At 63.5% G+C, this 21,695-nt stretch carries 21 protein-coding genes; 7 read left to right on the forward strand and 14 right to left on the reverse strand.

Features of this window, described 5'->3' with window-relative positions:
• Nucleotides 1-74: 74 nt before the first annotated feature.
• The 5 genes from ASE71_RS00005 to ASE71_RS00025 form a co-directional block, all read right to left on the reverse strand.
• Nucleotides 75-1,184 (reverse strand): NAD/NADP-dependent octopine/nopaline dehydrogenase family protein, encoded by a 1,110-nt coding sequence (locus ASE71_RS00005; RefSeq protein ID WP_200949987.1) that lies wholly within the window; start codon nt 1,182-1,184, stop codon nt 75-77.
• A gap of 69 nt (nt 1,185-1,253) precedes the next feature.
• On the reverse strand, nt 1,254-2,336 hold the full coding sequence (locus ASE71_RS00010) for an ABC transporter ATP-binding protein (protein WP_034805888.1): 1,083 nt from the start codon (nt 2,334-2,336) through the stop codon (nt 1,254-1,256).
• Entirely contained in the window at nt 2,336-3,130 is a 795-nt protein-coding gene (locus ASE71_RS00015) for an ABC transporter permease (RefSeq protein WP_034805885.1), read from the reverse strand. The genes ASE71_RS00010 and ASE71_RS00015 overlap by 1 nt, the downstream gene beginning before the upstream one ends.
• Nucleotides 3,130-4,116, reverse strand: coding sequence for an ABC transporter permease (locus ASE71_RS00020; protein WP_051659715.1), 987 nt, complete (start codon nt 4,114-4,116; stop codon nt 3,130-3,132). The genes ASE71_RS00015 and ASE71_RS00020 overlap by 1 nt, the downstream gene beginning before the upstream one ends.
• A 113-nt stretch (nt 4,117-4,229) precedes the next feature.
• Nucleotides 4,230-5,336 carry an extracellular solute-binding protein gene (locus ASE71_RS00025; protein ID WP_060522058.1) on the reverse strand — a complete coding sequence of 369 codons (1,107 nt, stop codon included), beginning with the start codon at nt 5,334-5,336 and terminating at the stop codon, nt 4,230-4,232.
• 300 nt (nt 5,337-5,636) lie between these two features.
• Between ASE71_RS00025 and ASE71_RS00030 the strand changes: the two genes are divergently transcribed.
• Nucleotides 5,637-6,551, forward strand: coding sequence for a LysR substrate-binding domain-containing protein (locus ASE71_RS00030; protein WP_034805874.1), 915 nt, complete (start codon nt 5,637-5,639; stop codon nt 6,549-6,551).
• Nucleotides 6,552-6,637: 86 nt separating this feature from the next.
• Complete coding sequence (locus tag ASE71_RS00035) at nt 6,638-7,180, forward strand: GNAT family N-acetyltransferase (protein WP_060522057.1); 543 nt, start codon at nt 6,638-6,640, stop codon at nt 7,178-7,180.
• Here ASE71_RS00035 and pobA read toward each other — a convergent pair.
• Complete coding sequence (gene pobA, locus ASE71_RS00040; RefSeq protein WP_060522056.1) at nt 7,174-8,346, reverse strand: 4-hydroxybenzoate 3-monooxygenase; 1,173 nt, start codon at nt 8,344-8,346, stop codon at nt 7,174-7,176. The genes ASE71_RS00035 and pobA overlap by 7 nt on opposite strands.
• 128 nt (nt 8,347-8,474) lie before the next feature.
• Here pobA and ASE71_RS00045 point away from each other — a divergent pair, with 128 nt between their 5' ends.
• Nucleotides 8,475-9,362, forward strand: a complete 888-nt coding sequence (locus ASE71_RS00045; RefSeq protein ID WP_060522055.1) for a helix-turn-helix domain-containing protein — start codon at nt 8,475-8,477, stop codon at nt 9,360-9,362.
• Between the two features lie 145 nt (nt 9,363-9,507).
• On the forward strand, nt 9,508-10,956 hold the full coding sequence (locus tag ASE71_RS00050; protein ID WP_060522054.1) for an NCS1 family nucleobase:cation symporter-1: 1,449 nt from the start codon (nt 9,508-9,510) through the stop codon (nt 10,954-10,956).
• Between the two features lie 47 nt (nt 10,957-11,003).
• On the opposite strand, the gene ASE71_RS00055 is transcribed toward ASE71_RS00050, so the two are convergent.
• The 5 genes from ASE71_RS00055 to ASE71_RS00075 are packed head-to-tail and all read right to left on the reverse strand — an operon-like array spanning nt 11,004 to nt 16,228.
• Nucleotides 11,004-11,786 (reverse strand): ABC transporter ATP-binding protein, encoded by a 783-nt coding sequence (locus ASE71_RS00055; RefSeq protein ID WP_060522082.1) that lies wholly within the window; start codon nt 11,784-11,786, stop codon nt 11,004-11,006.
• Between the two features lie 7 nt (nt 11,787-11,793).
• Nucleotides 11,794-12,822, reverse strand: a complete 1,029-nt coding sequence (locus ASE71_RS00060; RefSeq protein ID WP_060522053.1) for a FecCD family ABC transporter permease — start codon at nt 12,820-12,822, stop codon at nt 11,794-11,796.
• Nucleotides 12,819-13,829 (reverse strand): FecCD family ABC transporter permease, encoded by a 1,011-nt coding sequence (locus ASE71_RS00065; RefSeq protein WP_060522052.1) that lies wholly within the window; start codon nt 13,827-13,829, stop codon nt 12,819-12,821. The genes ASE71_RS00060 and ASE71_RS00065 overlap by 4 nt, the downstream gene beginning before the upstream one ends.
• Entirely contained in the window at nt 13,826-15,190 is a 1,365-nt protein-coding gene (locus ASE71_RS00070) for an MATE family efflux transporter (protein WP_063891326.1), read from the reverse strand. The genes ASE71_RS00065 and ASE71_RS00070 overlap by 4 nt, the downstream gene beginning before the upstream one ends.
• Nucleotides 15,191-15,232: 42 nt before the next feature.
• Entirely contained in the window at nt 15,233-16,228 is a 996-nt protein-coding gene (locus ASE71_RS00075; RefSeq protein ID WP_082566593.1) for an ABC transporter substrate-binding protein, read from the reverse strand.
• A 272-nt stretch (nt 16,229-16,500) separates the two neighbouring features.
• Here ASE71_RS00075 and ASE71_RS00080 point away from each other — a divergent pair, with 272 nt between their 5' ends.
• Nucleotides 16,501-17,388, forward strand: coding sequence for a LysR substrate-binding domain-containing protein (locus tag ASE71_RS00080; RefSeq protein ID WP_060522051.1), 888 nt, complete (start codon nt 16,501-16,503; stop codon nt 17,386-17,388).
• Between the two features lie 29 nt (nt 17,389-17,417).
• Here the strand turns inward: ASE71_RS00080 and ASE71_RS00085 are convergent, their stop codons facing one another.
• Together ASE71_RS00085 and ASE71_RS00090 are read right to left on the reverse strand one after the other, a co-directional pair.
• Nucleotides 17,418-18,359 carry a sterol desaturase family protein gene (locus ASE71_RS00085; RefSeq protein WP_060522050.1) on the reverse strand — a complete coding sequence of 314 codons (942 nt, stop codon included), beginning with the start codon at nt 18,357-18,359 and terminating at the stop codon, nt 17,418-17,420.
• On the reverse strand, nt 18,359-18,802 hold the full coding sequence (locus ASE71_RS00090; RefSeq protein WP_060539382.1) for a hypothetical protein: 444 nt from the start codon (nt 18,800-18,802) through the stop codon (nt 18,359-18,361). The genes ASE71_RS00085 and ASE71_RS00090 overlap by 1 nt, the downstream gene beginning before the upstream one ends.
• Nucleotides 18,803-18,833: 31 nt before the next feature.
• Here ASE71_RS00090 and ASE71_RS00095 point away from each other — a divergent pair, with 31 nt between their 5' ends.
• Nucleotides 18,834-20,303: an amidase gene (locus ASE71_RS00095; protein WP_060522080.1), complete on the forward strand. Its 1,470-nt coding sequence runs from the start codon at nt 18,834-18,836 to the stop codon at nt 20,301-20,303.
• Complete coding sequence (locus ASE71_RS00100) at nt 20,288-20,953, forward strand: TetR/AcrR family transcriptional regulator (protein WP_060522048.1); 666 nt, start codon at nt 20,288-20,290, stop codon at nt 20,951-20,953. The genes ASE71_RS00095 and ASE71_RS00100 overlap by 16 nt, the downstream gene beginning before the upstream one ends.
• Here the strand turns inward: ASE71_RS00100 and ASE71_RS00105 are convergent.
• Nucleotides 20,938-21,600, reverse strand: coding sequence for a sulfite oxidase-like oxidoreductase (locus tag ASE71_RS00105; RefSeq protein WP_060522047.1), 663 nt, complete (start codon nt 21,598-21,600; stop codon nt 20,938-20,940). The genes ASE71_RS00100 and ASE71_RS00105 overlap by 16 nt on opposite strands.
• Between the last annotated feature and the right edge of the window lie 95 nt (nt 21,601-21,695).

Genomic DNA, 21,695 nt, shown 5'->3' on the forward strand with positions numbered 1-21,695 from the left:
TCCGACTTGTACAACCCGGCCGTCTTCAGGCCCTCGAGTTCTGAACGGAGATGGGTGAGGAAGCGATCGCTCATTCAGGCACGTCCCTCGGCTCGATCGACAGCGACGACAGGCGGGAAGCCGGTGCGGCACAGGGCATCGAGACCTTCGAGATCCAGTCGCTCGAGGCCCAGTTCCGGAAGGAGGTCGTTCTCGCCTTCGAAGTCTCGGCCGTACATGGCCGAGAAGATGCGGATACCGGCCTCGTGCAGGTCTGCCGGGCATCCGGCAAGGCGCGCGAGCTGCGCCGTCACGACCAGACCGAAGGGGACATCCTCTGTAACATAGCGGCTGTCCGCCGTCGCAGGACCCGTGCCGTTATGTCCGGCCTCATGCATTTCCTGGTTCATCTGCGAGATCGTGCTGACCGGCACATGGAACGACAGGTGGAAATGCTGAAAAATGTCGCGCACCTTCAGCTGCAGCTTCTCGGCGACAGCCAGGCGTTCGAGGTCGAGTGTCTCCAGGAGACGACCGATATTGGGGGTGACGTTCTGGGCCTGGACCCAGGTCTCGCCGCGTTCCATGCGCGACATGTTGCCGAGCGCGATCCCGAGGTGGTTTTGGGGATTGAGGTTTGAAAGCGCGATCGCCAGAAGGCTGCCGCGATCGACAAAATGTTCGCCGAAAAGCGCCGTGCAAACCGCATGGCCGCGCGCACTTTCCGATGCCGGAACGGTCGCGAGGTCGACCTGCTTGCGGATGGTGTTCACCTGCACCAGCGCAGGGCCGAGCTTCCGGCCGCTGACGATCGTCGTGCCCCAGGCAACGATCGGCAAGGTGATGCCGCGTGCTGCCAGAAGCGACGAGAGATAAAGCGCTCCGAACGAGGTGTGCGAGCTGAAGATCACCACTTGTCCAGCGGTCAGATGCGGCGCGATTGCGTCCAGCACGAAGCGGTGACCATAGGCCGGCAGCGCGATGAGGATCGCATCGGTATCGTGGACGAGATCTTCCGCACTCTCGGCAACGGCCGGAAGGAAGGTGCCTTCGATGGCACCCTCGGCCGTCAGGCTCTTTCCGTCGGCAAGTGCCACAGTCCCGGTGCCGGACGGCGACCAGAGCGTTGCCTTGTGTCCCAGTTTTTCAAGAAGTGCAGCGGTGCCGAAGGCAATAGAGCCAGCACCTGCGATACCTACACGCATGTCGTTTTCCACTTTCATTGATATCGGGTAGCGGGCGCAGCTGGGCGCCCGCCGTCGAGGGTGTTGCGGCTAAGCCGCGTTGCGGGCGGGGATGAGCGTCGTCGCTTCGGACGACCAGCCGACCCAGATGTCGTCGCGGCTCAAGCCTTCCACCTCGCTTGGATGGACGAGTGCGTTGAGCAGATGCCCCTCGCCGATCTCGACCTTGAGCGATGTGTGGTTGCCTTTGAAAACGCGCTGGCGGATGCGCCCCTTTACCCGGTTGGCGACACCCGGTTCCTGCGCCGAACATTGGATCGCTTCCGGCCGCAGGACGACGTAGATCGCGTCGCCGGCCTTGGGCGAGAGCGCGCCGGCGGACGCCTTGATCGTCATGCCGTTCCACCGCACCGCCGCTTCGCCGGCGTCAGTACCGACGACGTCGGAATGCAACAGGTTGGTTTCGCCGAGGAAGGTCGCCACGAAGGCGGAGCCGGGGCGCTTGTAGAGGGTCGCCGGATCGCCCATCTGCTCGATCCGGCCATTGTTCATGACCACGATCGTATCCGACATGGTGAGCGCCTCTTCCTGGTCGTGGGTCACGAACATGAAGGTCTTGCCGGTCTGTTCCTGGATCGCCTTGAGCTCGATCTGCATCGTCTGGCGAAGCTTGGCGTCGAGGGCGGAAAGCGGCTCGTCCAGAAGCAGAACGTCGGGATCGGGCGCCAAGGCGCGCATCAGCGCGACGCGCTGGCGCTGGCCGCCCGACAGCTCGGACGGAAGGCGGCCGGCAAAATCCTGCAGCTGCACGAGCTCCAGAAGCTCCGATACGCGCCTCTGGATCTGGCGGTTGTCGACGCCCTTCAACTCCAGGCCGAAGGCGATGTTCTTCGCGACCGACATGTGCGGGAACAGCGCGTAATCCTGGAACACGATGTTGACGTTGCGCCGGTTCGGCGGAACCATTGTCACGTCGCGGCCGGAGAGCAGGATGCGGCCCTCGGTCGGCGTTTCGAACCCGCCCAGCATGCGCAGCGTTGTCGACTTGCCGCAGCCGGAGGGGCCGAGCAGGGTGACGAACTTGCCGCGCTCGATGTTGAGATTGAGATTATCGACGGCGACAAAGCTGCCGAAGCTCTTGCGGATATTTTCGAACTGAACAACCGGTTGCATCAGCGGATCCTCGAACGACGTGTGAGATATTCTGCGTAGAGCCCGACCACGGCGGTCACGACCAGGACGAGCGTCGCCATGACGTTGATCTCCGGAGACATGCCGGACTGCACCCGGGCGAAGATCAGCATCGGCAGCGTCGGGCGATAGCCGCCGAGGAAGAAGGTGCGGACGAAGTCGTCGCTCGACAGCAGCAGGCAGAAGATCATGCCGCCGAAGATGGCCGGTCCCAGATAGGGAAGCGTGACTCGGAAGAAGGTTACGATACTGTCGGCACCGAGATCGCGCGCGGCATCGACCAGATTGCCCGGCATCGAGCGCAGCCGCGTCAGCACCATGACCACCACGAAAGGCACGGCGTGGACGACGTGGCCGAGGATGATGGCGACCGTGCCCGTCGGCAGATCGATGGTGGTGATGAAGATGCGCAGCGAAATCGCCGAGATCATGCCCGGCACCACGGCCGGCAGGCAGGCCACCGCAAAGGCCACGTATTGAGCGGCCCCGCGCAGCGACCCGATCAGCATCGCGATCCAGACACCGATCACCGTTGCAATGGCCGTCGTCGCCGCGGCGATCATGATTGTGTAGAGGCAGGCGTCCAGGAACTGCTTGTCCTTTATGACCTTGGCGTACCAGTCGATCGTCAGGTTTCCGAGCGGAAACGAAATGAAGCTCGCATCCTTGAAGCTGACCGCCACCATCAGCGACAACGGCAGAAACAGGTACAGGACAAACAGCCAGTAGAAGGACTTGAGGGCCAGCCCGGGCCAATCGTGAAACAGGGCGCGCATCAGAATGTCCTTTGCTTCGAGCCGCCGACGACCCGCATGAACAGACCGACGGTGACGAGGGATGCGGCAAGCATGATCATCGCGAAGGCGGCACCGGCCGGCCAACGGCTGCTGGCGCCGTGGAAGAAACTGCTGATCGTCTCGGAGAACATGCTGGTGGTCGGCCCGCCGAGCAGAATGGGAGCGGCAAACACGCCCATGCAGGTGAGGAAGACCAGCGAGCATCCGGACACGATGCCGTCGCGCGAAAGCGGCAGGATGATGCGGCGGAAGCGCGTGAACGGCCCTGCCCCGAGATCGGCTGAGGCATCGAGCAGCGACTTCGGGATCTTCTCGATCGCCGAATAGAGCGGCAGCAGCATGTAAAGGCAGACCATGTAGACGAGGCCGAAGCTGATCGAAAACGAGGTGTAGAGCATCTGGATCGGACGCTCGGTCAGCCCGATTTCCCTGAGCAGCACGTTAACGGCACCGCGATTGGCGAGAAGCATGATGACCGAGAAGATACGGATGATTTCACCGGCCCAGAACGGGGCCAAGAGCAGGAGCAGCGCCCGTGACCTGTTGCCGGTCGCAACCACCTTCGCCACGTAATAGGCAACCGGATAGACCACGACCAGGGTGACGGCGGTTGCGATGGAGGCATAGATGAAGCTGCGCAGCAGCGGCATCCAGTAGAGCTTTTCACTGAAGAAGAGCGCGTAGTTGTCGAACGTGAATTCGGCCTCGACGCCCGGCTGCGGCGGATAGCTGGACAGGAGGCTGATGCGCAGCATCTCGTAGATGGGGCCGATATGCATCATCAGCATCCAGACGACCGGCACGCCGGCCAAAAGCAGGATGCGTCCGTATCGCCACTCGGCAACGGCGCCCAAGGTGTAGCGATAGAGCAGTGAGTTGATCACCCTCGCGACACCGGTCGAGTATTTCATGTGCGCAGCACGGACGGGGAGACCGCCACCTGCCGTATGTGTTCCCACGGCCATTGAATTATCCCAAAGCTTGTCCGCGACCCGACGGGCGTTGGCAGAACATGCGTCACCGTTCTGACCCCGCCGCCACGGCGAGGTCAGTCAGTCAGTCATCGCAATGCGATTGCTTAGGCCGCTTTCAGTTCGGCGACGGCGCGATCGATGATCTCGTTCTTCATCGAGCGGTTGAGCGAGCTGAAGAAGGTGACGCGCTCGAGCTCGTCCTGCGGCAGGGTCGATGCCAGCCGCTCCCTCTCGTCGAGCAGCTTTTCGACACCCGATATCGTCGAGCTGAAGCCGGAGGTGCGCGTCATCGCCGCCCCGACCTCGGGGTTCGCCAGGATCGCGTCGAACAGCTTGTAGGCGTTCTCGGCGTTCGGCGCGTTGTTGACGATGTTCAGCGTGTAGCAGAAGCCGTAGGTGCCTTCCTTCGGCACGGAGAGCTTGACCGGCACGCCGTCCATGATCAGCTTGGCGGCCGGGCCCGACCAGGCCTGCGCCAGATGGATGTCCTCGTTGATGAACATCTGCTGCACTTCGCTGGCCGCATCGTAGTATTTGCGAACCATGTGCTTGTGCTTGATCAGGTGGTCGCGCGCTTGGCTGGCGGCCTTCTGGGCCTCCTCGACCTTGTCGGTGTAGGTGACGAAGTCGCCGTCATGGCCCAGATACTTCATGGTGATCGACATGAAGTCGCCCGCCATATAGGCGGTCAGGCCTTCGTACTTCTCGTCGAACATGATGCCCCAGCTGTCGGCCTCCGACACGTAGTCGGTGTTGCGCACGAGGCCTTCGTAGCCGGCAAGGATCGGCAATCCCCAAAGGTTGCCCTCGAAGCGCGCCCAGGCGGCGTCCTGATAGGCGGGGTTGAGGTTCGCCCAATTACGCAGCTTTGCCGTATCCAGCGCCTGCACCAGCTTGGAGCCGATGAACTGGCCGTAGCGGTGGCCGGCGACCGTCACGATGTCCGTGGTCGGGTTTGCGCCTTCCGCCGTCAGCAGGTTGTACTGCTTGCCCTGGTCGTCGGTCAGGCGGATGCGAACCTCGATGCCTGTGTCCTTCTGGAACTGCTCGATGAAATCCTGCGGCAGGAACTTGTCATAGGTGGTGATGTTGAGAACCGAGCTCTCAGCACGCGCCGACCGGATGAGGTAAGGCGCGGTGAGCACCGTTGCACCGCCTGCCCCCAACAGCTTGAGCGCGTTCCTGCGATTGATCTTCTGCCCGATAATCATTTGTTTCTCCTCTCGCCTCCCAGCGTGACTTGATGGCGCCAGAGCGCGCATACGCGCTTCTGATCCCGTCGCCGATCGCGCAGCCGGATCGATCCAGTTGCAGCCTGCATAAAGATTGGCGCAGCAAATTTGGTCCGTCTAATTGTTTTTGAGCCTGCATCCATTCCAAAAGGTTATAGCCCAGAATTTAAGCCGGCACGGCAAACGGCGATATTTTGCGGGGGTCTTGGTCGGCCGGATTGTCAACCTCCGCGCGCAAAGCTAGGGTATGGGCAAGTTTGCCCCGAATGAAGTTATGAAATGAAGCGCGCACCGAACCTGCGACAAATCGAGGCTCTTAAAGCCGTGATCGAATGCGGCACGGTCAGCCGTGCCGCGGAAGTGCTGCATATCTCGCAACCCGCCGTGAGCAAGCTCCTGGCGCATCTGGAAGAAGATACGGAGCTTGAACTCTTCGACCGCATCAAGGGGCGGCTCATTCCTTCGGAGCATGGCATGCGGCTCTACAAGGAGATCGATCGTGTCTTCGCCGGCATCAAGCAGATCGAGCGCGCCGTCGACCTGATCCGGCGCGAGGAACTGGGGCAGATCTCGGTCGGTGTGATGCCGGCGCTTTCCGGCCTCTTCATCAGCGACACCAACAAGCGCTTTCTTGCGGGGCATGGCGACGCCTACATCTCGGTGGTGATCCGCAGTTCGCAGTTCATCGTCGAATGGCTGCTATCCAAGCAGGTCGATATCGGCCTCATCAACCGCAATACGGACAACCCCTATATCGAGTGCGTTCCCTTGCGCGGCGGAGACCTCGTCTGCATTGCGCCGCGCGACCATCGCTTCGCTGCGAAACAGGAGATCGTGCCCGCCGATATCCACGGCGAGCCCTATATCGGCTTTGCAGCGGACAACCGCATCCGGCAAAAGATCGAAAGCACGCTCGATGTCTATGGCACGCGGTTGAACTACATCATGGATGCGACCCTTGCGCCGGCGGTATGCGAAATGGTCGCCAACGGACTGGGGATCGCCATCGTCGATCCGGTGTTCGCCTTTGGCCAGCGCGACCGGCTGACAATCAAGCCGTTTCTCCCCAGCATTGCGTCGGATCTCAGCCTCTGCTGGCTCCGCGAAACGAGAAACCGCCACCTGGTCGACGCCTATGTCGAGGCGACCCGCGCCACGGTGCAGGATATGCGGCTGGCGATGGAAGCGAACTGAGGCCCTGTCGGCGGCCCGTGGGATTTCGCGGCTTTACAAGCCCCGCCCCACAGCCGAGATTTGCGGCCCCGACAAAATGGTGAACCATGCCGACCGCTCCCCTCCTTGTTGACGCATTTTCCGAAGCGCATATCCCCGAGATGCTCGACTGGTTTTCAAGCCTGGAGGCGCTGGTGCAATGGGGCGGCCCCGGCCTCTCCTTTCCGCTGCAAGCGGCACAGCTCGAAGCGATGCTCGCCGGAACCAAGGGTGCCGAACCTGAGCGCTTGATGTTTGCAGGCGTCGCCGACGGCAAGCTCGCCGGCCATGCGCAGGTAGCGCTCGACTGGGCAAACGGCGTCGGCCGCCTCGCCCGGGTTGCCATCAATCCACGCATGCGCGGCCAGGGCCTCGCCCAGCCTTTCCTCAGCGAAGTCACCCGCCGCTTTTTCGCCGACCCCGCCTTCGAGCGGCTGGAGCTCAACGTCTACACGTTCAACGAGGCGGCGATCCGCACCTACCGAAGCCTCGGCTTTTACGAGGAAGGCGTCAGACGCTCCTCCGCCAAGGTCGGAGATGCCAGGTGGGACACAGCGATCTATGGCATGCTTAGAGGCGAATGGGCCGACCGCACCGCCGCCGCTCAGTAAGGCAAGCCGACATAGTTCTCCGCCAGCGCCGTTTCTGCCGCCACCGAATGGGTGAGGTAGTCGAGTTCGGCTTCCTGGATGCGCTGGTCGAAATCGCCGGTATCCGGAAAACGGTGCAGCATCGTCGTCATCCACCAGGAGAAGCGCACGGCCTTCCACACGCGCGCCAGCGCCCGCGCCGAATAGGCGTCGATGCCGGCATTCGAGCGATCCTGGTAGTGTTCGAGCAGCCCCTCGAAGAGATAATGCACGTCGCTGGCGGCAAGGTTCAGACCCTTCGCGCCGGTTGGCGGCACGATATGGGCGGCATCGCCGACCAGGAACAGCCGGCCGAAACGCATCGGCTCGGCAACGAAAGAGCGCAGCGGCGCGATTGATTTTTCAAAGGACGGTCCCGTTACCATTGCTTCGGCATGATGAGACGGCAGCCGCCGGCGAAGTTCGTCCCAGAAGCGCGTGTCGGACCAATCCTCGATCTTTTCGCTCACCGCGCACTGGATGTAGTAGCGGCTGCGCGTCGTCGAACGCATCGAGCAAAGCGCGAAACCGCGCGGATGGTTGGCATAGATCAGTTCGTGGTCGACCGGCGGCACGTCGGCGAGAATGCCCAGCCAGCCGAAGGGATAGACCTTCTCGAAGGTCTTGAGCGCCTTTTCCGGTACCGACTTGCGGCTGATCCCGTGAAAGCCGTCGCAGCCGGCGATGAAGTCGCAGTCGATGCGCTGCGCCGTGCCATCCTTCTCGAAGGTCACATAGGGCAGATGACCGTCGAAATCATGCGGTTGGACATTGGCCGCCTCGTAGATCGTGACAGCCCCTGAGCGCTCGCGATGCTCCATCAAGTCGCGCGTCAGCTCCGTCTGGCCATAAACCATGACGCGCTTGCCCCCGGTCAGTTGCCTGAGATCGATGCGGTGATCGCGGCCATCGAAGGCGAGCGAGAAGCCGTCATGCGGCAGGCCCTCCTGATGCATGCGCGCCCCGGCTTGAGCGCGATCCATCAGGCCGACCGTGCCTTCCTCCAGCACGCCGGCGCGCACGCGCCCGAGGATGTAGTCCTTGCTGACACGGTCGACAATGACATTGTCGATGCCCGCTTCCGTCAGCAATTGCCCGAGCAAAAGCCCTGACGGGCCCGACCCGATGATGACCACCTTGGTGCGCATGCTCTCCTCCGGAATTGCTCTTTGTCAGAATTGTCTTTTGGCAAAATCTGCGCCGGGCCGGCTTCGCTCTCAATGGACAAATCCGCCATGAAATTGCACAAATCGAACATGGCTTCAGGATGTGCTGCATGAGGAAGACGGTTCCGACCTACGAACTCTACGGCGAAAAGACCGGAGAACGGCCGGATTTCTGGCTGCATTGCGAGACTATTCCGTCAAGAAGCAGCCTCTACCACTGGGAGATCGGGCTGCACCGGCACGAGAGCTTCTTTCAGATCTTGTACATTGCCAGCGGCTCCGGCGATGCGGTCTTTGGCAACGCAGTCAACATGATCGAACCGCCGATGGTCATTACCGTTCCGCCGGCGCTCAGCCACGGTTTCCGCTTCTCGCGCGACATCGACGGCTTCGTCTTCACCATCCTTGCTTCGCACTTGAAGACAACGCCCGGCGAGCGCAGCCGCCTTGGCGCCTGGCTCGCCGTCCCGCACCTGATCCGGCTCGACGGCGGCGAAGATGCTGCCTACATCGCAGCAACCCTCACACGTCTTGCCAGGGAATGGGAAACCAGCCGCGGCAACCGCGCCGATCTTCTGGATGCCTACCTGACCGCCGCGCTGACGCTGACGGCCCGTCTCGACGAGACGAGCGACGACCGGGATGACAGCAGCCAGAGTGAAAACGAGCGGCGGGTCCAGCGCTTCCAAGCGCTTTTGCAGCAGCACCTCCGCTCGCATTGGCCGGCCGCCGCCTATGCCCGCGAACTTGGCCTGTCGCAAACCCATCTCAACCGGATCACGCGCGCCGTCGCCGGCCTCAGCGCCCACGAAATGATCTCGCGAAAGCTCGTCGGTGAAGCAAAGCGCGAACTCGTTTTCACCCGCGCCAGCGTCCAGGAAATCAGCTTCCGCCTCGGCTTCGCCGACCCCGCCTATTTCTCCCGCTTTTTCCTGCGCCAGACGGGCGTGACGCCCCGCGCCTGGCGGCTGGCAGAGCGCGAACGGCTTGGTGCGTAAAGCGCCAGCGCAGCTTTCGACGGCTGGCCATGCACGCCAGGGTGAGATTGTATACAATCCGAAAAAAGCTTTTTGCAACGACTCAAAACGGGAGCAGAATCAAGCTCGGGTCCGAGGGGGGCCCGGAGGAAATACGGAGGAAGACATGGCAGTACGCGATCCGTCGCCCTCGTTGTACAACGAGGATCTGGCACCGGCCGAGGAGCGCCGGTGGGGCGCTTTCAGCATCTTCAATGTGTGGACATCCGACGTGCATAGCCTGTGGGGATACTACCTCGCAGCAAGCCTGTTCCTGCTCTGCGGCAGCTTCATAAACTTCGTCATCGCGATCGGCATCGGCTCGCTGGTGATCTTCTTCCTGATGAGCCTCGTCGGCAATGCGGGCGTACGCACCGGCGTGCCCTTCCCCGTTCTCGCCCGCGCCTCCTTCGGTACCTTCGGCGCCAACGTTCCGGCGCTGGTGCGCGCCGTCGTCGCCTGTTTCTGGTACGGCGCGCAGACGGCTGCAGCGTCCGGCGCGATCGTGGCGCTTCTCATTCGCAACGAAAGCATGCTGGCCTTCCATCAAAACAGCCACATGCTCGGCCACTCGACGCTTGAGGTCATCTGCTACGTCGTCGTCTGGTCGCTGCAACTGCTTATCATCCAGCGCGGCATGGAGACCGTTCGCAAGTTCCAGGATTGGGCAGGCCCGGCCGTCTGGATCATGATGCTGATCCTCGCAGTCTATCTGATCGTCAAATCAGGGACGTTCTCCTTCGGTTCGGAAATCCCGCGCGACGTGCTCATCGAAAAGACCAAGGACGCAGGCGTTCCTTGGGAGCCCGGCAGCTTCCCGGCGCTGGCCGCGGTCGCCGCCACCTGGATCACCTACTTCGCAGCGCTCTATCTGAACTTCTGCGACTTCTCGCGCTATGCGACCGACGTGAAGACGCTACGCAAGGGCAATCTCTGGGGCCTGCCGATCAACCTGCTCGCCTTCTGCCTGGTCGCCGGCGTGACGACGACCGCCGCCTTTGCCGTCTATGGCGAAGTGCTGCTGCATCCGGACCAGATTTCGGCGAAATTCGACAGCTGGTTCCTGGCGCTGCTTGCAGCACTTACCTTCGCCGTCGCGACGCTCGGCATCAACGTGGTGGCGAACTTCGTGTCGCCGGCCTTCGACTTTGCCAACGTCTTTCCGCGGCAGATCAACTTCAAGCGCGGCGGCTACATTGCGGCGCTGATTGCGCTCATCCTCTATCCGTTCGCTCCTTGGGAAACGGGGGCTGCGCATTTCGTCAACTTCATCGGCTCGACGATGGGGCCGATCTTCGGGGTGATGATGGTGGATTATTATTTGATCCGCCGCGGCCAGTTGAATGTCGAAGCGCTCTATCACGAGGACGGCGAGTTCCGCTTCCAGGGCGGCTGGCACGGCAGCGCGTTTATCGCCTTTGCCATCGGCGCACTGTTCTCCTCGATCCTGCCGACCTTCACCACCATCCTGCCCGCCTGGTGGGGAATCTATGGCTGGTTCTTCGGCGTCGCCATTGGCGGGGCGATCTACTACGTCTTGAGGATCGGCGCCCGCAAGCCGGCCTTTGCGGCCTGACAACTTCACAATGCGCCCGGGCCTAAGTGCACTGGGCGCATTGCCGCTCACGTGGCGATGTGGGCGTTGAAATAGACAGCGCCCGCCTGATCGCGCGGGCGCTCGAACGCGCCGCTGACCGAAAACGTCGTTTCGACGAGCCCGCTGTCGGCGAGCGTATCGGCCGTGCCGCAAAACAGGGTCCGACCTTTTGCCAGCAGCACGATCCGGTCGGCAATCGCCATGGCCTGGTTGAGGTCATGGATGGCGACCACGACCGTTACCTGCCGCTCGCGGCGCAGGCGGCAAAGCAGTTCCAGCACTTCCACTTGATGACCGATGTCGAGAAACGAGGTCGGCTCGTCGAGCAGCAGGATCTCGGCTTCCTGCGCAAGCGCCGCCGCGATCCAGGCCCGCTGGCGCTCACCACCCGACAAGGCTCTCAAGTCCCGATGCGCGATATCGTGCAGATCGGCGCTGTCGAGCGCCCAATCGACCGCCTGGCGGTCTGCGGCGGAAAAGCCGCCGAAGGCGCCGATATGGGCAAAGCGTCCATGCCGGACCAGCTGCTCGACCGTCATGCCCTCGGGCGAGAGCGGCGCCTGCGGCAGGAAGGAAAGCCGGCGCGCGAGCTGGCGACGCTTCCATGAGCGCACTGACCGGCCATCGAGCGTCACGTCGCCGGCCTCCGGCACCGTCAATCCTGCAAGCGCATGGAGTGCGGTGCTCTTGCCCGACCCGTTGGGGCCGATCAGCGCAACGATTTCGCCGCGGCCGAGCGCAAGGGCGAAGGTCGCGAGTGCGCAATGCCCGGCATAGCGAATGGTGACGTCGGCGGCTTTGAGATGCATCACGGCCTCATCGGTAGCGGCGAAGTAGAACGAGCAGGAACGGCGCGCCTGCAAAAGCGGTGACGACACCGATCGGAATTTCCTCGGCGCCGCCGGCAAGCCGTCCGGCGAGATCGGCCGCCACGACCAGTGTCGCGCCGATGAGGGCCGTCAGCGGCAGGACCGCCGCGAAATGGCGACCGGCCAGGAGCCTTGCAAGATGCGGCACCACGAGCCCGATGAGAATCAACGGACCGACGACGCCGACGGCACTGGCGGCAAGGACGCAGGCAACGGCGAGAACCAGGGTGAAATGCAGGCGATAATTCAGCCCGAAGGAGCGTGAGACGTCCTCCTCGAAGCGCAAGATCGCCAGCGAACGGTGGAGGAACGGAAGCACAGCGAGCGCGGCGAGCGTGAACGGCAGGAGAAAGACCACATGCTCCCAGCCACGCGCATAAAGGCTGCCGGCAAGCCATTGCATGACGATCTCGAACCGGGCGCTGCCCCAACCGACGATGATGCCCATGGCAAGTGCATGCAGAAAGGCGCCGATCGCGATGCCGCACAGCGTTACGCGCAGAGCGCTCAATCCCCTGCGGACGGCAAGGCCATAAATCAGCGCCCCGGCCGCAAGCCCGCCGATGGCGCCGACCAGCGGCAGCCAGGCAACCGGCAGGGCGTAAAGCGTGTTGGCATCGGAGGCGACGCCATAGACCGCGACGAAGAGGAACAGGGTCACCGCCAGCGTCGCCCCTTGAGAAATGCCCATGATGGTCGGGTCGGCCAGCGGGTTGCGCGTGACCGTCTGCAGCAGGGCACCGGCGACCGCAAAATGCATACCGGCGAGCATGCCGGTCAGGATGCGCGGGATCCGGATGGTCTCGATGATCAGCTGCGCATTGTCCGATCCGCGTCCGATGAGGACGGCAGCGACATCAGACAGAGGCAGGTCGGCGACCCCGAGCAGGATCGCCACCAGCAGGAGGCCGGGAAATAGTGCGACCAGCAGCACGGTATGTCGCAGCGCCGGTGTTTCGGTCGTGGTCCTCGTCATAGACGCCCGCCTCCAGCACCGGGCCGCGGGCCGCGTTGGGTCAGATAGACGAACACCGGGCCGCCGATCAGCGCGGTGAAGATACTGACCGGAATTTCCCGTGGCGCGGCGACCGAGCGGGCGAGTGCGTCCGCCGTCATCAACAGGCATCCGCCAAGCGCGATGTTGAGGAGAAGCGCCCAGAGCGCCGAGCCCGGCCGCAGCAGCCGGACAAGATGCGGGGCGGCCAACCCGACAAAGGCAACAGGCCCGGCAACCGGCGTTACGCCGGCAACGAGGCAGATGGCTGCGGCAAGCAGCACGAGCTTCCACAGGACGGGATTGGCGCCCATGCCGGCGGCGGCCTCGTCGCCGAGCGACAGGAGCGCGATGATGCGGTGGCAGCAAAGAGCGATGCCGAGCCCGACGACGATCCACGGCAGCATGTAGCCGACCTGCGCCCAGGATCTCCCTTGAAAGCCGCCGGAAAGCCAGAACAGCACCGAGGGCGATTGTGGCCCGCCCCGGACGAGCAGGTAAGTGGTGACCGCATTTAAGAACAGGGCGACCGTGATCCCGCCCAGCGCCAGGTGCAGCGGCGACGCCCGCCCGCCCCTTGCCGTCCACAGCGTCAGCGCGGCCGCCGCCAATCCGCCGACCATCCCGATTGCCGGAAAGAGCGTGGAAGATACGGCAGGGAAAAGGACGAAGCTCGCGACGATGAACGCCACGGCGCCGGCGGTGACGCCGGTGAGGTCGGGTGCGGCCAGCGGATTGCGCGTGATCGATTGCAGCAGGTAGCCCGAGACGGCGAGAGCTGCGCCTGCGAAGTAGGCGGCGATGCTTCTCGGCATGCGCAGTGTCCAGACGATGATCGAATCAGTACCGCCAGCCGGCGATGATAGTGCCGCCAGCGCCTGGGAAAGCGTCATCGGCTTTGCGCCGAAGATCAGCGCCGACACGCTGACAATCAGCGCTACCGCCAGCAACATCGCAAACCACAGCGGTGCGCGCGTCTGGTCGCTCATGGCCGTTGCTCCGAGACGTTCCCTACAGCGGTCATATCGGTCGTCGCGCGATGGAAGGCCCAGAAAAGACCGGTCGCGGCGGCAGCGAACCCAAGCCCCATGCCGAGCCAGACACCGACGGCGCCGGGAGCGAGGTGGAAACCGATGAGCCAGGCGGCCGGCGCACCGATCAGCCAATAGCTTGCAAGCGTGATCCAGAAGCCGCTCGCGGCACGGCCGACGCCGCGAAGCGCGCCGATACCGATGTTCTGCGCGAAATCGGGCAGCTGGGCGAGCGCCGCGACAGACACCAGCGCGGACGCGGCCAGATAGGTTGCGCCCTCGGATCCGGCCGGCGACAGGGAAAACAGAGCCAGGATCGGCGCCGGCAGCAACAGGATAATCAGAGCGAAGACGGAGGCGACTGAAATGCCGAGCAGCAGCCCCGTTCCGCCGACCCGCCGCGCGCGTTCGCTGTCGCCGGCCGCAAAGGCTTCGCTGACCCCGACCGAGGTCGCGTGCGAAAGCCCGACCGACAGCATGAAGACGACATAGACGACCTGATTGACCGCCGCCTGCGCGGCGAGCGCGGCGGCACCCCAGGCCCCGACCATAAGCGTGACCAGCGCGGTGAAGCCGGCCTCGGATGCGTAGGATCCGGCTGTCGGAATGCCGATCGCAAGCAGCCGCCGGATGGCTGCGACGACCTCCCCCATCGACACGAGGCGCGAGAACGACAGCCGCCGGTGCGTTATCCAGGCAATGGCAGCGAATTGTGCCAGGAAGGCGAGCGTGCTTGCGGCTGCGACGCCCGAAGCGCCGAGCTTCGGCAGGCCGAACGTGCCGAACAGCAGGCCATAGTCGAGCAGGGCATTGACCAGAATGGTCGCGAGCGTGATCGTAAGCAGGAAATTCGCCTGACGCCGGCCGACGACGACGCCACGATAGGCGTAAAAGCAGAAGAGCGGGATGATGCCGGGCGCCAGAAACATCAGATACTCGCGCGCAAGCTCGACGACGCCGGCATCCTGTCCGAGCCAGCGCAGGCCGCTGCCGCCGATCATCATCAACGCTGCCGAAATCAGCCCGGCAACGGCAGCGATGCTCAGCGAACCCAGCAAATGAGACGGCGCCACCTTTTCGCCGGATGCCTCGGCAACGAGATTCGACGTGCCGACGATCAGACCGAAGCCAATCGTGCGCAGCAGATTGAACACGGCGAGCCCGAGTGCGGCAGCCGAAAGCGCCTCGCCACCGACCCAGCCGAGCATCAGCAGGTCGGTGGTCGAGATTGCGACCTGCGCCAGCTGTACCAGCGCCAGCGGCGTTGCCAGCCCGACGATGCGGCGCGCTTCAGAAACTGTAGGACGGTTACGGGGCATGAGAATTTGCCGGCCCCGCAAGTGCAAGGGCCGGTTCACCTGTTACTGGATTGAGGCGGGGATGAACTTGCGGGCTTCCGCCTTCACGTCGATGGCTGGAAAGGCATCGGGATAGAGCAGATGCGCTGCCTCGCGCAGTACCATCTGGCGGGCGATCGGCCCGTGCGCCTCAACCCAATGGTCGCCGACATAGTGCACGCGTGCGTTCTTCACCGCCGAGAGCTGCTGCCAGATCGGATTGTTTTCCTGAGGGCGGTCCGGGCCGTAGTCATAGACGAAGATGACTTCCGGATCCTGCTCCAGCAGGGTTTCGAGGCTCATTTCCATGCCCCAGTTCCCGGGAACGGACGGCGTCGGGTTCTGACCGGCGATGTTGTCGCCACCAAGCGCCACCAGGATGGCGGCAGTCATGTTTTCCGATCGAAAGACCCAGGGAATGTCCCCGCCCCACATCACCACGAAACGCGGGTGCTTGTCCTTCGGCGCCTTCGCTGCAAAGGCCTCGAGGTCGCTCTTGAAGGCGGCGTTGATCTCCTGCCCGCGTTTCGGCTGGCCAAGGATCGTCGCCAGTTGCGCAATGGTACGGTCGCTGTCGGCGTAGAGTTCAAGGTCGTAGGCGAGATAGGGCGCGACCTTCTCGTACTGGGCGGCATTGCCTTCGGTGTAGCGGCGGATCGCGACCGTGAGGTCCGGTTTTGCCTCCGCGAGCAGCTCGATGTTCGGGGTGGCGCGCTGGCCGATCTGCTTGACGCCATCGAGGTAGCCGCCGAGGAAATCGGGATGACGGCCTTCCACCATGTAGGTCGTCGCAACCGGCGTCAGCCCGAGGGCGAGCGCGACATCCGCGGCGAAATAGGAAACGGAGGCGACCTTCTGTACCTTCGCCGGAATGGTGACCGCCACACCGCGATCGTCGATCACGTTGAAGGTAACGGCGTCTTCGGCACCGGCACCGGTCGCCTGGCCGAGCACGCAGCCTGCAAGAACGACGGCGCCGATCAGCTGCGAGCGTGCGGCTGTGAAAAGGGGGCTGGGCATGCGGGCTCCTTGTACCATTGCGGTGTCTACCTTGCTGAAGGCCGAATGCCGGTAGCCACGGCCGTCACCGCACGGCTCGCCGCTTGCGGCAGACACATGCCGAAAATCGCCGGCAGCGTCTGCGCGCCGCTGCGGCCCGCCGAACCTCAGACGAAGAAAACGCGCGATCGCCATCAACAAACCTCCCGACATCAGGCTTCCTGCCTTCCAATATGGAGGATTGTTGATATTTATGGTCAAGTTATTTGCAAGCGAAAGGTTCTCACGCCGGCATGAAAAAATCGCAAGCCAAACGCTTCAAGTTTCCGCCGCTCAGTGTGCTGCCGGCCTTCTCGGCGACGGCGCGCACGGGTAGCCTGACGCTCGCAGCCGCGGAGATGCACCTGACGCCGGGCGCGGTCAGCCGCCAGATCAAGGCACTTGAAGACGCACTGGGCACGCCGCTTTTTCACCGCAGCCACAATGCGATTGCGCTGACGGCCGCCGGGCGACAGTTCCTCACCCACGTGAACGGGGCGCTCGCCACCCTTGAGACGGGCGCGCGCGCGGTCAGCCCCGAACGCTCGCGCCTGGTGATCCAGGCGCCGATCACCATTGCCCGCCGTTGGCTGATCCCCCGGATCGGCTCCTACCGGCAGGCGCATCCGAGCGAAGATCTCGTCATCCAGTCCCTGGCGCTGGGTGCTGCCGAACCGGCGGATATCACGATCACCTATCGCCGCTGCGGCGACAGCGACGATCACGCGCTGGCCTTTCTGGTGGACCGCACGCTTGCGGTGTGCTCGCCGCAGTTCTTTGCGCGATCGGAACGCGAACTCGACGCCCGCGACGTGCTCGGCCTGCCGATCCTTCTCGACACGGCCGACGCCTGGTCCTGGCGGCGCTGGTGCGATGCGGCTGCGATCCCTTTCGAGCCGAAGGGCGGCAGCATCGGCTTCGACACGGACGAGGCCGCAATCGACGCCTGCATTTCCGGCCTAGGAATTGCTCAGGTCAGCCCGGCCTTCATCGAGAAGGAGCTGCGAAGCGGCCAGCTGATCGCGCTTTGCCCGTCGATCTCGCCGATCGTCGGCGCCTATGAGATCACGAGGCGCGCGCCGTCAGGCACGCCGGACAGCTTTTCCACATGGCTTTCCCAATGGGGCCACGCGGAAATCTAGCCGGGAACGCTACTCCGCACGCGACGCCGTCATGAGCTTTTCTTCGGGAGGCCGAGGATTTCGCGTACGCCGTTCTTGGTGAAGGGCTGCGCCAGTTGTGCCAGGAAGCCTCGGGCGATCTGGCCCTTGATGCCGATGTTAGTGGAGGACGGACGGTCAGGGTTGTAGTACGTACCGAACAAAAGGTCCCAGACCACGACGTTCTCTCCGTAGTTCATGTTGCCCTCGCGAAGGTCCTTCGAGTGATGCCAGCGGTGCAGCCGCGGCGTGCTGAAGAGATAGTCGAAGGGGCCGGTGCGCATATCGACGTTGCAATGGGTAAGAATGCCCATGAAGGCCGTGACCGCGCCGAGCCACCAGAAAACGTGCAACGGAGCGCCCAGGCAATAGAGCGGGATCTGGCTCATGGCGATCTTGAACAGCGAATCGGCCACGTGAAAGCGGCCGGTATTGATGACCCAGAGCCGAACGACGCTGTGATGCAGCGCATGAAACCGCCAGAAGAACAGCTTTTCGTGGGCGATCCGATGCGACCAATAGAGGCCGAATTCGGCAACGACCACGGCGATAGCCACCTGAAACACCATCGGCCAATCCGATGGCCAGAGACCGAACTTGAGCGCTGCGAGCGGCTGCAGGATGTTGGCGGCATACATGGGAAAGACGGCGGCGATCAGGCCAGCCGCCTGCAGCAGGCCCTTCGTCGCCAGCGTGTGGCCGATATCGTTCACCGTTTCGCCATCCGATTGCAGCCAGCCCCGCTCGTAGGGAATGTAGCGTTCGAGAAGAAACAGGATGAAGACGGCCGCCGCATAGACCGCCACGAATCCGACCATAGGCTCTGCGCTCGCGAACGCGTAGTAGGCGCCGAGCAGTCCACCGAAAAACACCAGCGGCCAGGACAGATACCCAAGCACTAATCTGAAAACCTGTCCGAGCCTCGACACGGTGGCTCTGCGCTCTGCCTTCATCAACGATGCTCCATCCATTCAAGCAGTTCCCGGCATGTGCGCGGCCGACCGTCGCTGACGCGTCCGTTGCTGCATGCATCCAGGCGATGGTCCTGCTCGGACCAGCCGCCTCGTCCATGCCGGTACATGCGTCTGATCTCGGCGCAGGTTCGCGGCGTTCCATCACTTAGCCGACCATCACGACAGGGATCGTACAAAGGCTGCACGGTCCGATACGGATTGTCCGCAATCCACATTCCCTTTTCTTCGGCATGGCTCGGGCTCGCGCTGAAGAGGATCATCCACATCGGTAAAATGGCCAGGCGCATCGACAACGTCCTTTGTTGAAACGTTGCACGAGCTTTGCGGGGGGTGGGTTGCACCAGCATTGCAGGAGACGGGAAGATGCAATCAGTCGCTTGCGGATGCAACCGCTCATTGACGATGAAAAGAGAATCCATCATTCTCTTTTCATCGTCAATGGAAACTGGACAGATGCGCGCGCCCAATCCCGAATATTCGCAACAGGAAACGGACGACTTTTCCGCGCTGGACGCAACGGAACAGGCGCGTCTCGTCTCGACGGGCCAAGCCTCGCCGCTCGAACTCGTCGATGCCGCCATCCGGCGCATCAAGCGGATCGAGCCGCACGTTAACGCCCTTGCATCCACGGATTTCGACCAAGCGCGCAAGTGCGCCGGAGCTCTTCGGCCGCACGCGGACATGCCGTTCCCGGGCGTACCGACCCTGCTCAAGGATCTGCTTGCCTATCCCGGCCATCCGGCCGGCTTCGGCTCTCGCCTCTTCAAGGGACAGCCCGCCCAAGGCGGATCGGATTACACGGACGCAATCGACAAGGCCGGTCTGATCGTTCTTGGTAAGACGACCACATCGGAGTTCGGCCTGCTCGGCACCACCGAAACCCTCGCCCATGGCGCGACGCGCAACCCCTGGAATTTCGCCCTTTCGACCGGCGGCTCGTCCGGCGGCGCGGTGGCGGCCGTTGCCTCCGGCATGGTGCCGATCGCCCACGCGTCCGACGGCGGCGGCTCGATCCGTGGCCCCTCCTCCTTCTGCGGGCTATTCGGTTTCAAGCCGAGCCGGGACCGCACGGTGAATGCCGGCCTGCCGCCGGCGATGCCGACGGCGCGGCTGATCAGCGACCATTGCGTCAGCCGTTCCGTGCGCGACAGCGCCGCGTGGCAGGCGGCGACCGAGCGGCAGGACCTGGCGCGGCCAATGCCTGCGATCGACGATATGCGCCGCGGCCCGCAGAAGCGGCTGCGCATTGGCGTCTATCGCCATGATGTTTTCGGGCGCGGCGTGTCTGAAGCGGTCGAGGACGCGCTCAACGCGGCGATCACGTTGTGCACGGTTTTGGGGCACGAGGTCGTCGAATGCGCGGGGCCCGACGTCAACGCGCAGGAAACCAGCCGCGCCTTTTTCAATCTGACCGGGATCGTTCTGTCCGGCCTGTTCGACCAGGTCGCGGCCGCAATGGGCGGCGCCTTCGACGAGACCTTGTTCGAGCCCTACACGGTCGAGCTCGTCCGCCGCGCCAGGCGGCTGCCGGAGGCGGCAATCATGGAGGCGATCGGCGCGACGAAGAGGGCCGAGGCGAGCGCAAATCAGACGATCTCCGGCTATGACGTGCTGCTTTCGCCCACCGTCCCCTTCACGGCCTTTCCGCTGGGGACGCAAGGACCGACCGAGGATGCAGACCAACTCATCGCGTTTACGGAACGCCTCGCCGGCTTCACCAATGTGGCGTCCTTTGCCGGATGGCCCGCCATGTCGGTGCCGCTTTGCTGGTCGCGCGAGGGGCTGCCGGTCGGCTGCCATTTCGCTGCAGCAACGGGCGAGGACGCGCTACTCTTCTCGCTCGCCTTCCAGCTGGAAGAAGCTGCCCCCTGGCAACCAAGGCTCACCGAGCTTGCAGAAAGGCTCGCATGCCCCAGCGCCTGAAGCAGGAAGTGCGCGAGCGTCTGCTTGCGGCAGCGGCAGCGGTGTTTGCCGAGCAAGGGTTCGAAAAGGCCCGGCTGGCCGATGTGGCGGAACGGGCGGGTACGAGTTCGAGCAACATCTACAAGTACGTCGCCGACAAGGAAGCGCTGTTTTATGAGATCGTGACACCGGCGCTCGCCGGGCGATTGTTGCGCCTGCTGCGCGCCCGTGTACGAGAACTGCGATCGATCGGCAATTGGCTGCAGGCCGATGCTTCCGGATCCGAACGTGCCCGGGCGCTGCTGTCCTTCTGGATCGAACAGCGGCTCGTGGTCCTCATCCTGCTTCGCGGCGCTGACGGCACGCGCTACGCCCATGTCCGCAAGCTGATGATCCGGGAGATGGTGCGGCTGGCTTCCGGCTACCTGACCGACAAGGGCGGCGAGCAGGCCCTGACGCCTTTGATGGGTTTCATGCTCGAGCGAACCTTCACTCGAACGCTGGACACCATTGCCGATACGCTCAGCGAATACAGCGACGCCCCATCGATCCAGTCGGCCATTTCGCTCTTTTGGCGCTACCAGCTTGCGGGGCTGCAAGCGCTTCTGGGTCCGGACGCGCTGGCCGGTGATCGTCAAGCCTTCACAGTTCCGGATCAGTCGTCCGAATAGCGCTCTTCGCGCCACGGGTCGCCGCGCATGTGGTAGCCGTTCCGCTCCCAGAAGCCGGCCATGTCACCTTCGCGAAAGTCGATGCGGGTCAGCCACTTGGCACTCTTCCACAGGTAGAGATGCGGAACGACGAGCCGCATCGGTCCGCCATGGGTGCGGCCGATCGGTTGGCCCTCCCAGTCGGTCGCAAGGATCGCGTCTTCGGAGGCGAAATCCGCGAGCGGCATGTTCGTGGTGTAGCCGTCATAGCTCGTCAGCATGACATGGCTCGCCTCGGCCTTCGGCATCACCTGGTCGAGCAGATCACGCGTGGCCACGCCCTGCCAGCGGTTGTCGTAGCGCGACCACGTCGTCACGCAATGCATGTCGGAGAGACGGTCGCTCTGTGGCAAAGCCTTGAAGGCGGCCCAGTCGAGCGACAGGGGATGCTCGATATGGCCGGTGATATCGAGACGCCAGCTTTCCGTCCGGATGATCGGCTGCTGGCCGAGGTCGAGCACCGGCCAGTCCTTGACCAGGTGTTGCCCGGGCGGAAGGCGCTCGTCCTCGGGGCGCACGATCCGCCCCGTCAGGAACTTGCCATCGGCGGCCCAGCGCCGCTTCGTCGTCGTGAGCTTGGTTTCCGGCGGCTGCGTATCGTCAGTCATAGTGGTCCACTCCCAGCCCGAATTCACACCCCAGGCGAGATAGAAAGCGCGTCGGGGCGTGGCGTCAAGCGCAAGGATGCCGCCAGCGCTATCTC

Origin of the sequence: Ensifer sp. Root954, from assembly GCF_001429005.1 — a bacterium.
In the GTDB taxonomy this organism is placed as follows: domain Bacteria; phylum Pseudomonadota; class Alphaproteobacteria; order Rhizobiales; family Rhizobiaceae; genus Ensifer; species Ensifer adhaerens.

What these genes read in the sequence shown, in the direction of transcription:
- ASE71_RS00005 (WP_200949987.1), bottom strand. Translation starts at nt 1,184, where the DNA reads ATGCGTGTAGGTATCGCAGGTGCTGGCTCTATTGCCTTCGGCACCGCT.
- ASE71_RS00010 (WP_034805888.1), bottom strand. Translation starts at nt 2,336, where the DNA reads ATGCAACCGGTTGTTCAGTTCGAAAATATCCGCAAGAGCTTCGGCAGC.
- ASE71_RS00015 (WP_034805885.1), bottom strand. Translation starts at nt 3,130, where the DNA reads ATGCGCGCCCTGTTTCACGATTGGCCCGGGCTGGCCCTCAAGTCCTTC.
- ASE71_RS00020 (WP_051659715.1), bottom strand. Translation starts at nt 4,116, where the DNA reads ATGGCCGTGGGAACACATACGGCAGGTGGCGGTCTCCCCGTCCGTGCT.
- ASE71_RS00025 (WP_060522058.1), bottom strand. Translation starts at nt 5,336, where the DNA reads ATGATTATCGGGCAGAAGATCAATCGCAGGAACGCGCTCAAGCTGTTG.
- ASE71_RS00030 (WP_034805874.1), top strand. Translation starts at nt 5,637, where the DNA reads ATGAAGCGCGCACCGAACCTGCGACAAATCGAGGCTCTTAAAGCCGTG.
- ASE71_RS00035 (WP_060522057.1), top strand. Translation starts at nt 6,638, where the DNA reads ATGCCGACCGCTCCCCTCCTTGTTGACGCATTTTCCGAAGCGCATATC.
- pobA (WP_060522056.1), bottom strand. Translation starts at nt 8,346, where the DNA reads ATGCGCACCAAGGTGGTCATCATCGGGTCGGGCCCGTCAGGGCTTTTG.
- ASE71_RS00045 (WP_060522055.1), top strand. Translation starts at nt 8,475, where the DNA reads ATGAGGAAGACGGTTCCGACCTACGAACTCTACGGCGAAAAGACCGGA.
- ASE71_RS00050 (WP_060522054.1), top strand. Translation starts at nt 9,508, where the DNA reads ATGGCAGTACGCGATCCGTCGCCCTCGTTGTACAACGAGGATCTGGCA.
- ASE71_RS00055 (WP_060522082.1), bottom strand. Translation starts at nt 11,786, where the DNA reads ATGCATCTCAAAGCCGCCGACGTCACCATTCGCTATGCCGGGCATTGC.
- ASE71_RS00060 (WP_060522053.1), bottom strand. Translation starts at nt 12,822, where the DNA reads ATGACGAGGACCACGACCGAAACACCGGCGCTGCGACATACCGTGCTG.
- ASE71_RS00065 (WP_060522052.1), bottom strand. Translation starts at nt 13,829, where the DNA reads ATGAGCGACCAGACGCGCGCACCGCTGTGGTTTGCGATGTTGCTGGCG.
- ASE71_RS00070 (WP_063891326.1), bottom strand. Translation starts at nt 15,190, where the DNA reads ATGCCCCGTAACCGTCCTACAGTTTCTGAAGCGCGCCGCATCGTCGGG.
- ASE71_RS00075 (WP_082566593.1), bottom strand. Translation starts at nt 16,228, where the DNA reads ATGCCCAGCCCCCTTTTCACAGCCGCACGCTCGCAGCTGATCGGCGCC.
- ASE71_RS00080 (WP_060522051.1), top strand. Translation starts at nt 16,501, where the DNA reads ATGAAAAAATCGCAAGCCAAACGCTTCAAGTTTCCGCCGCTCAGTGTG.
- ASE71_RS00085 (WP_060522050.1), bottom strand. Translation starts at nt 18,359, where the DNA reads ATGAAGGCAGAGCGCAGAGCCACCGTGTCGAGGCTCGGACAGGTTTTC.
- ASE71_RS00090 (WP_060539382.1), bottom strand. Translation starts at nt 18,802, where the DNA reads ATGATGGATTCTCTTTTCATCGTCAATGAGCGGTTGCATCCGCAAGCG.
- ASE71_RS00095 (WP_060522080.1), top strand. Translation starts at nt 18,834, where the DNA reads ATGCGCGCGCCCAATCCCGAATATTCGCAACAGGAAACGGACGACTTT.
- ASE71_RS00100 (WP_060522048.1), top strand. Translation starts at nt 20,288, where the DNA reads ATGCCCCAGCGCCTGAAGCAGGAAGTGCGCGAGCGTCTGCTTGCGGCA.
- ASE71_RS00105 (WP_060522047.1), bottom strand. Translation starts at nt 21,600, where the DNA reads ATGACTGACGATACGCAGCCGCCGGAAACCAAGCTCACGACGACGAAG.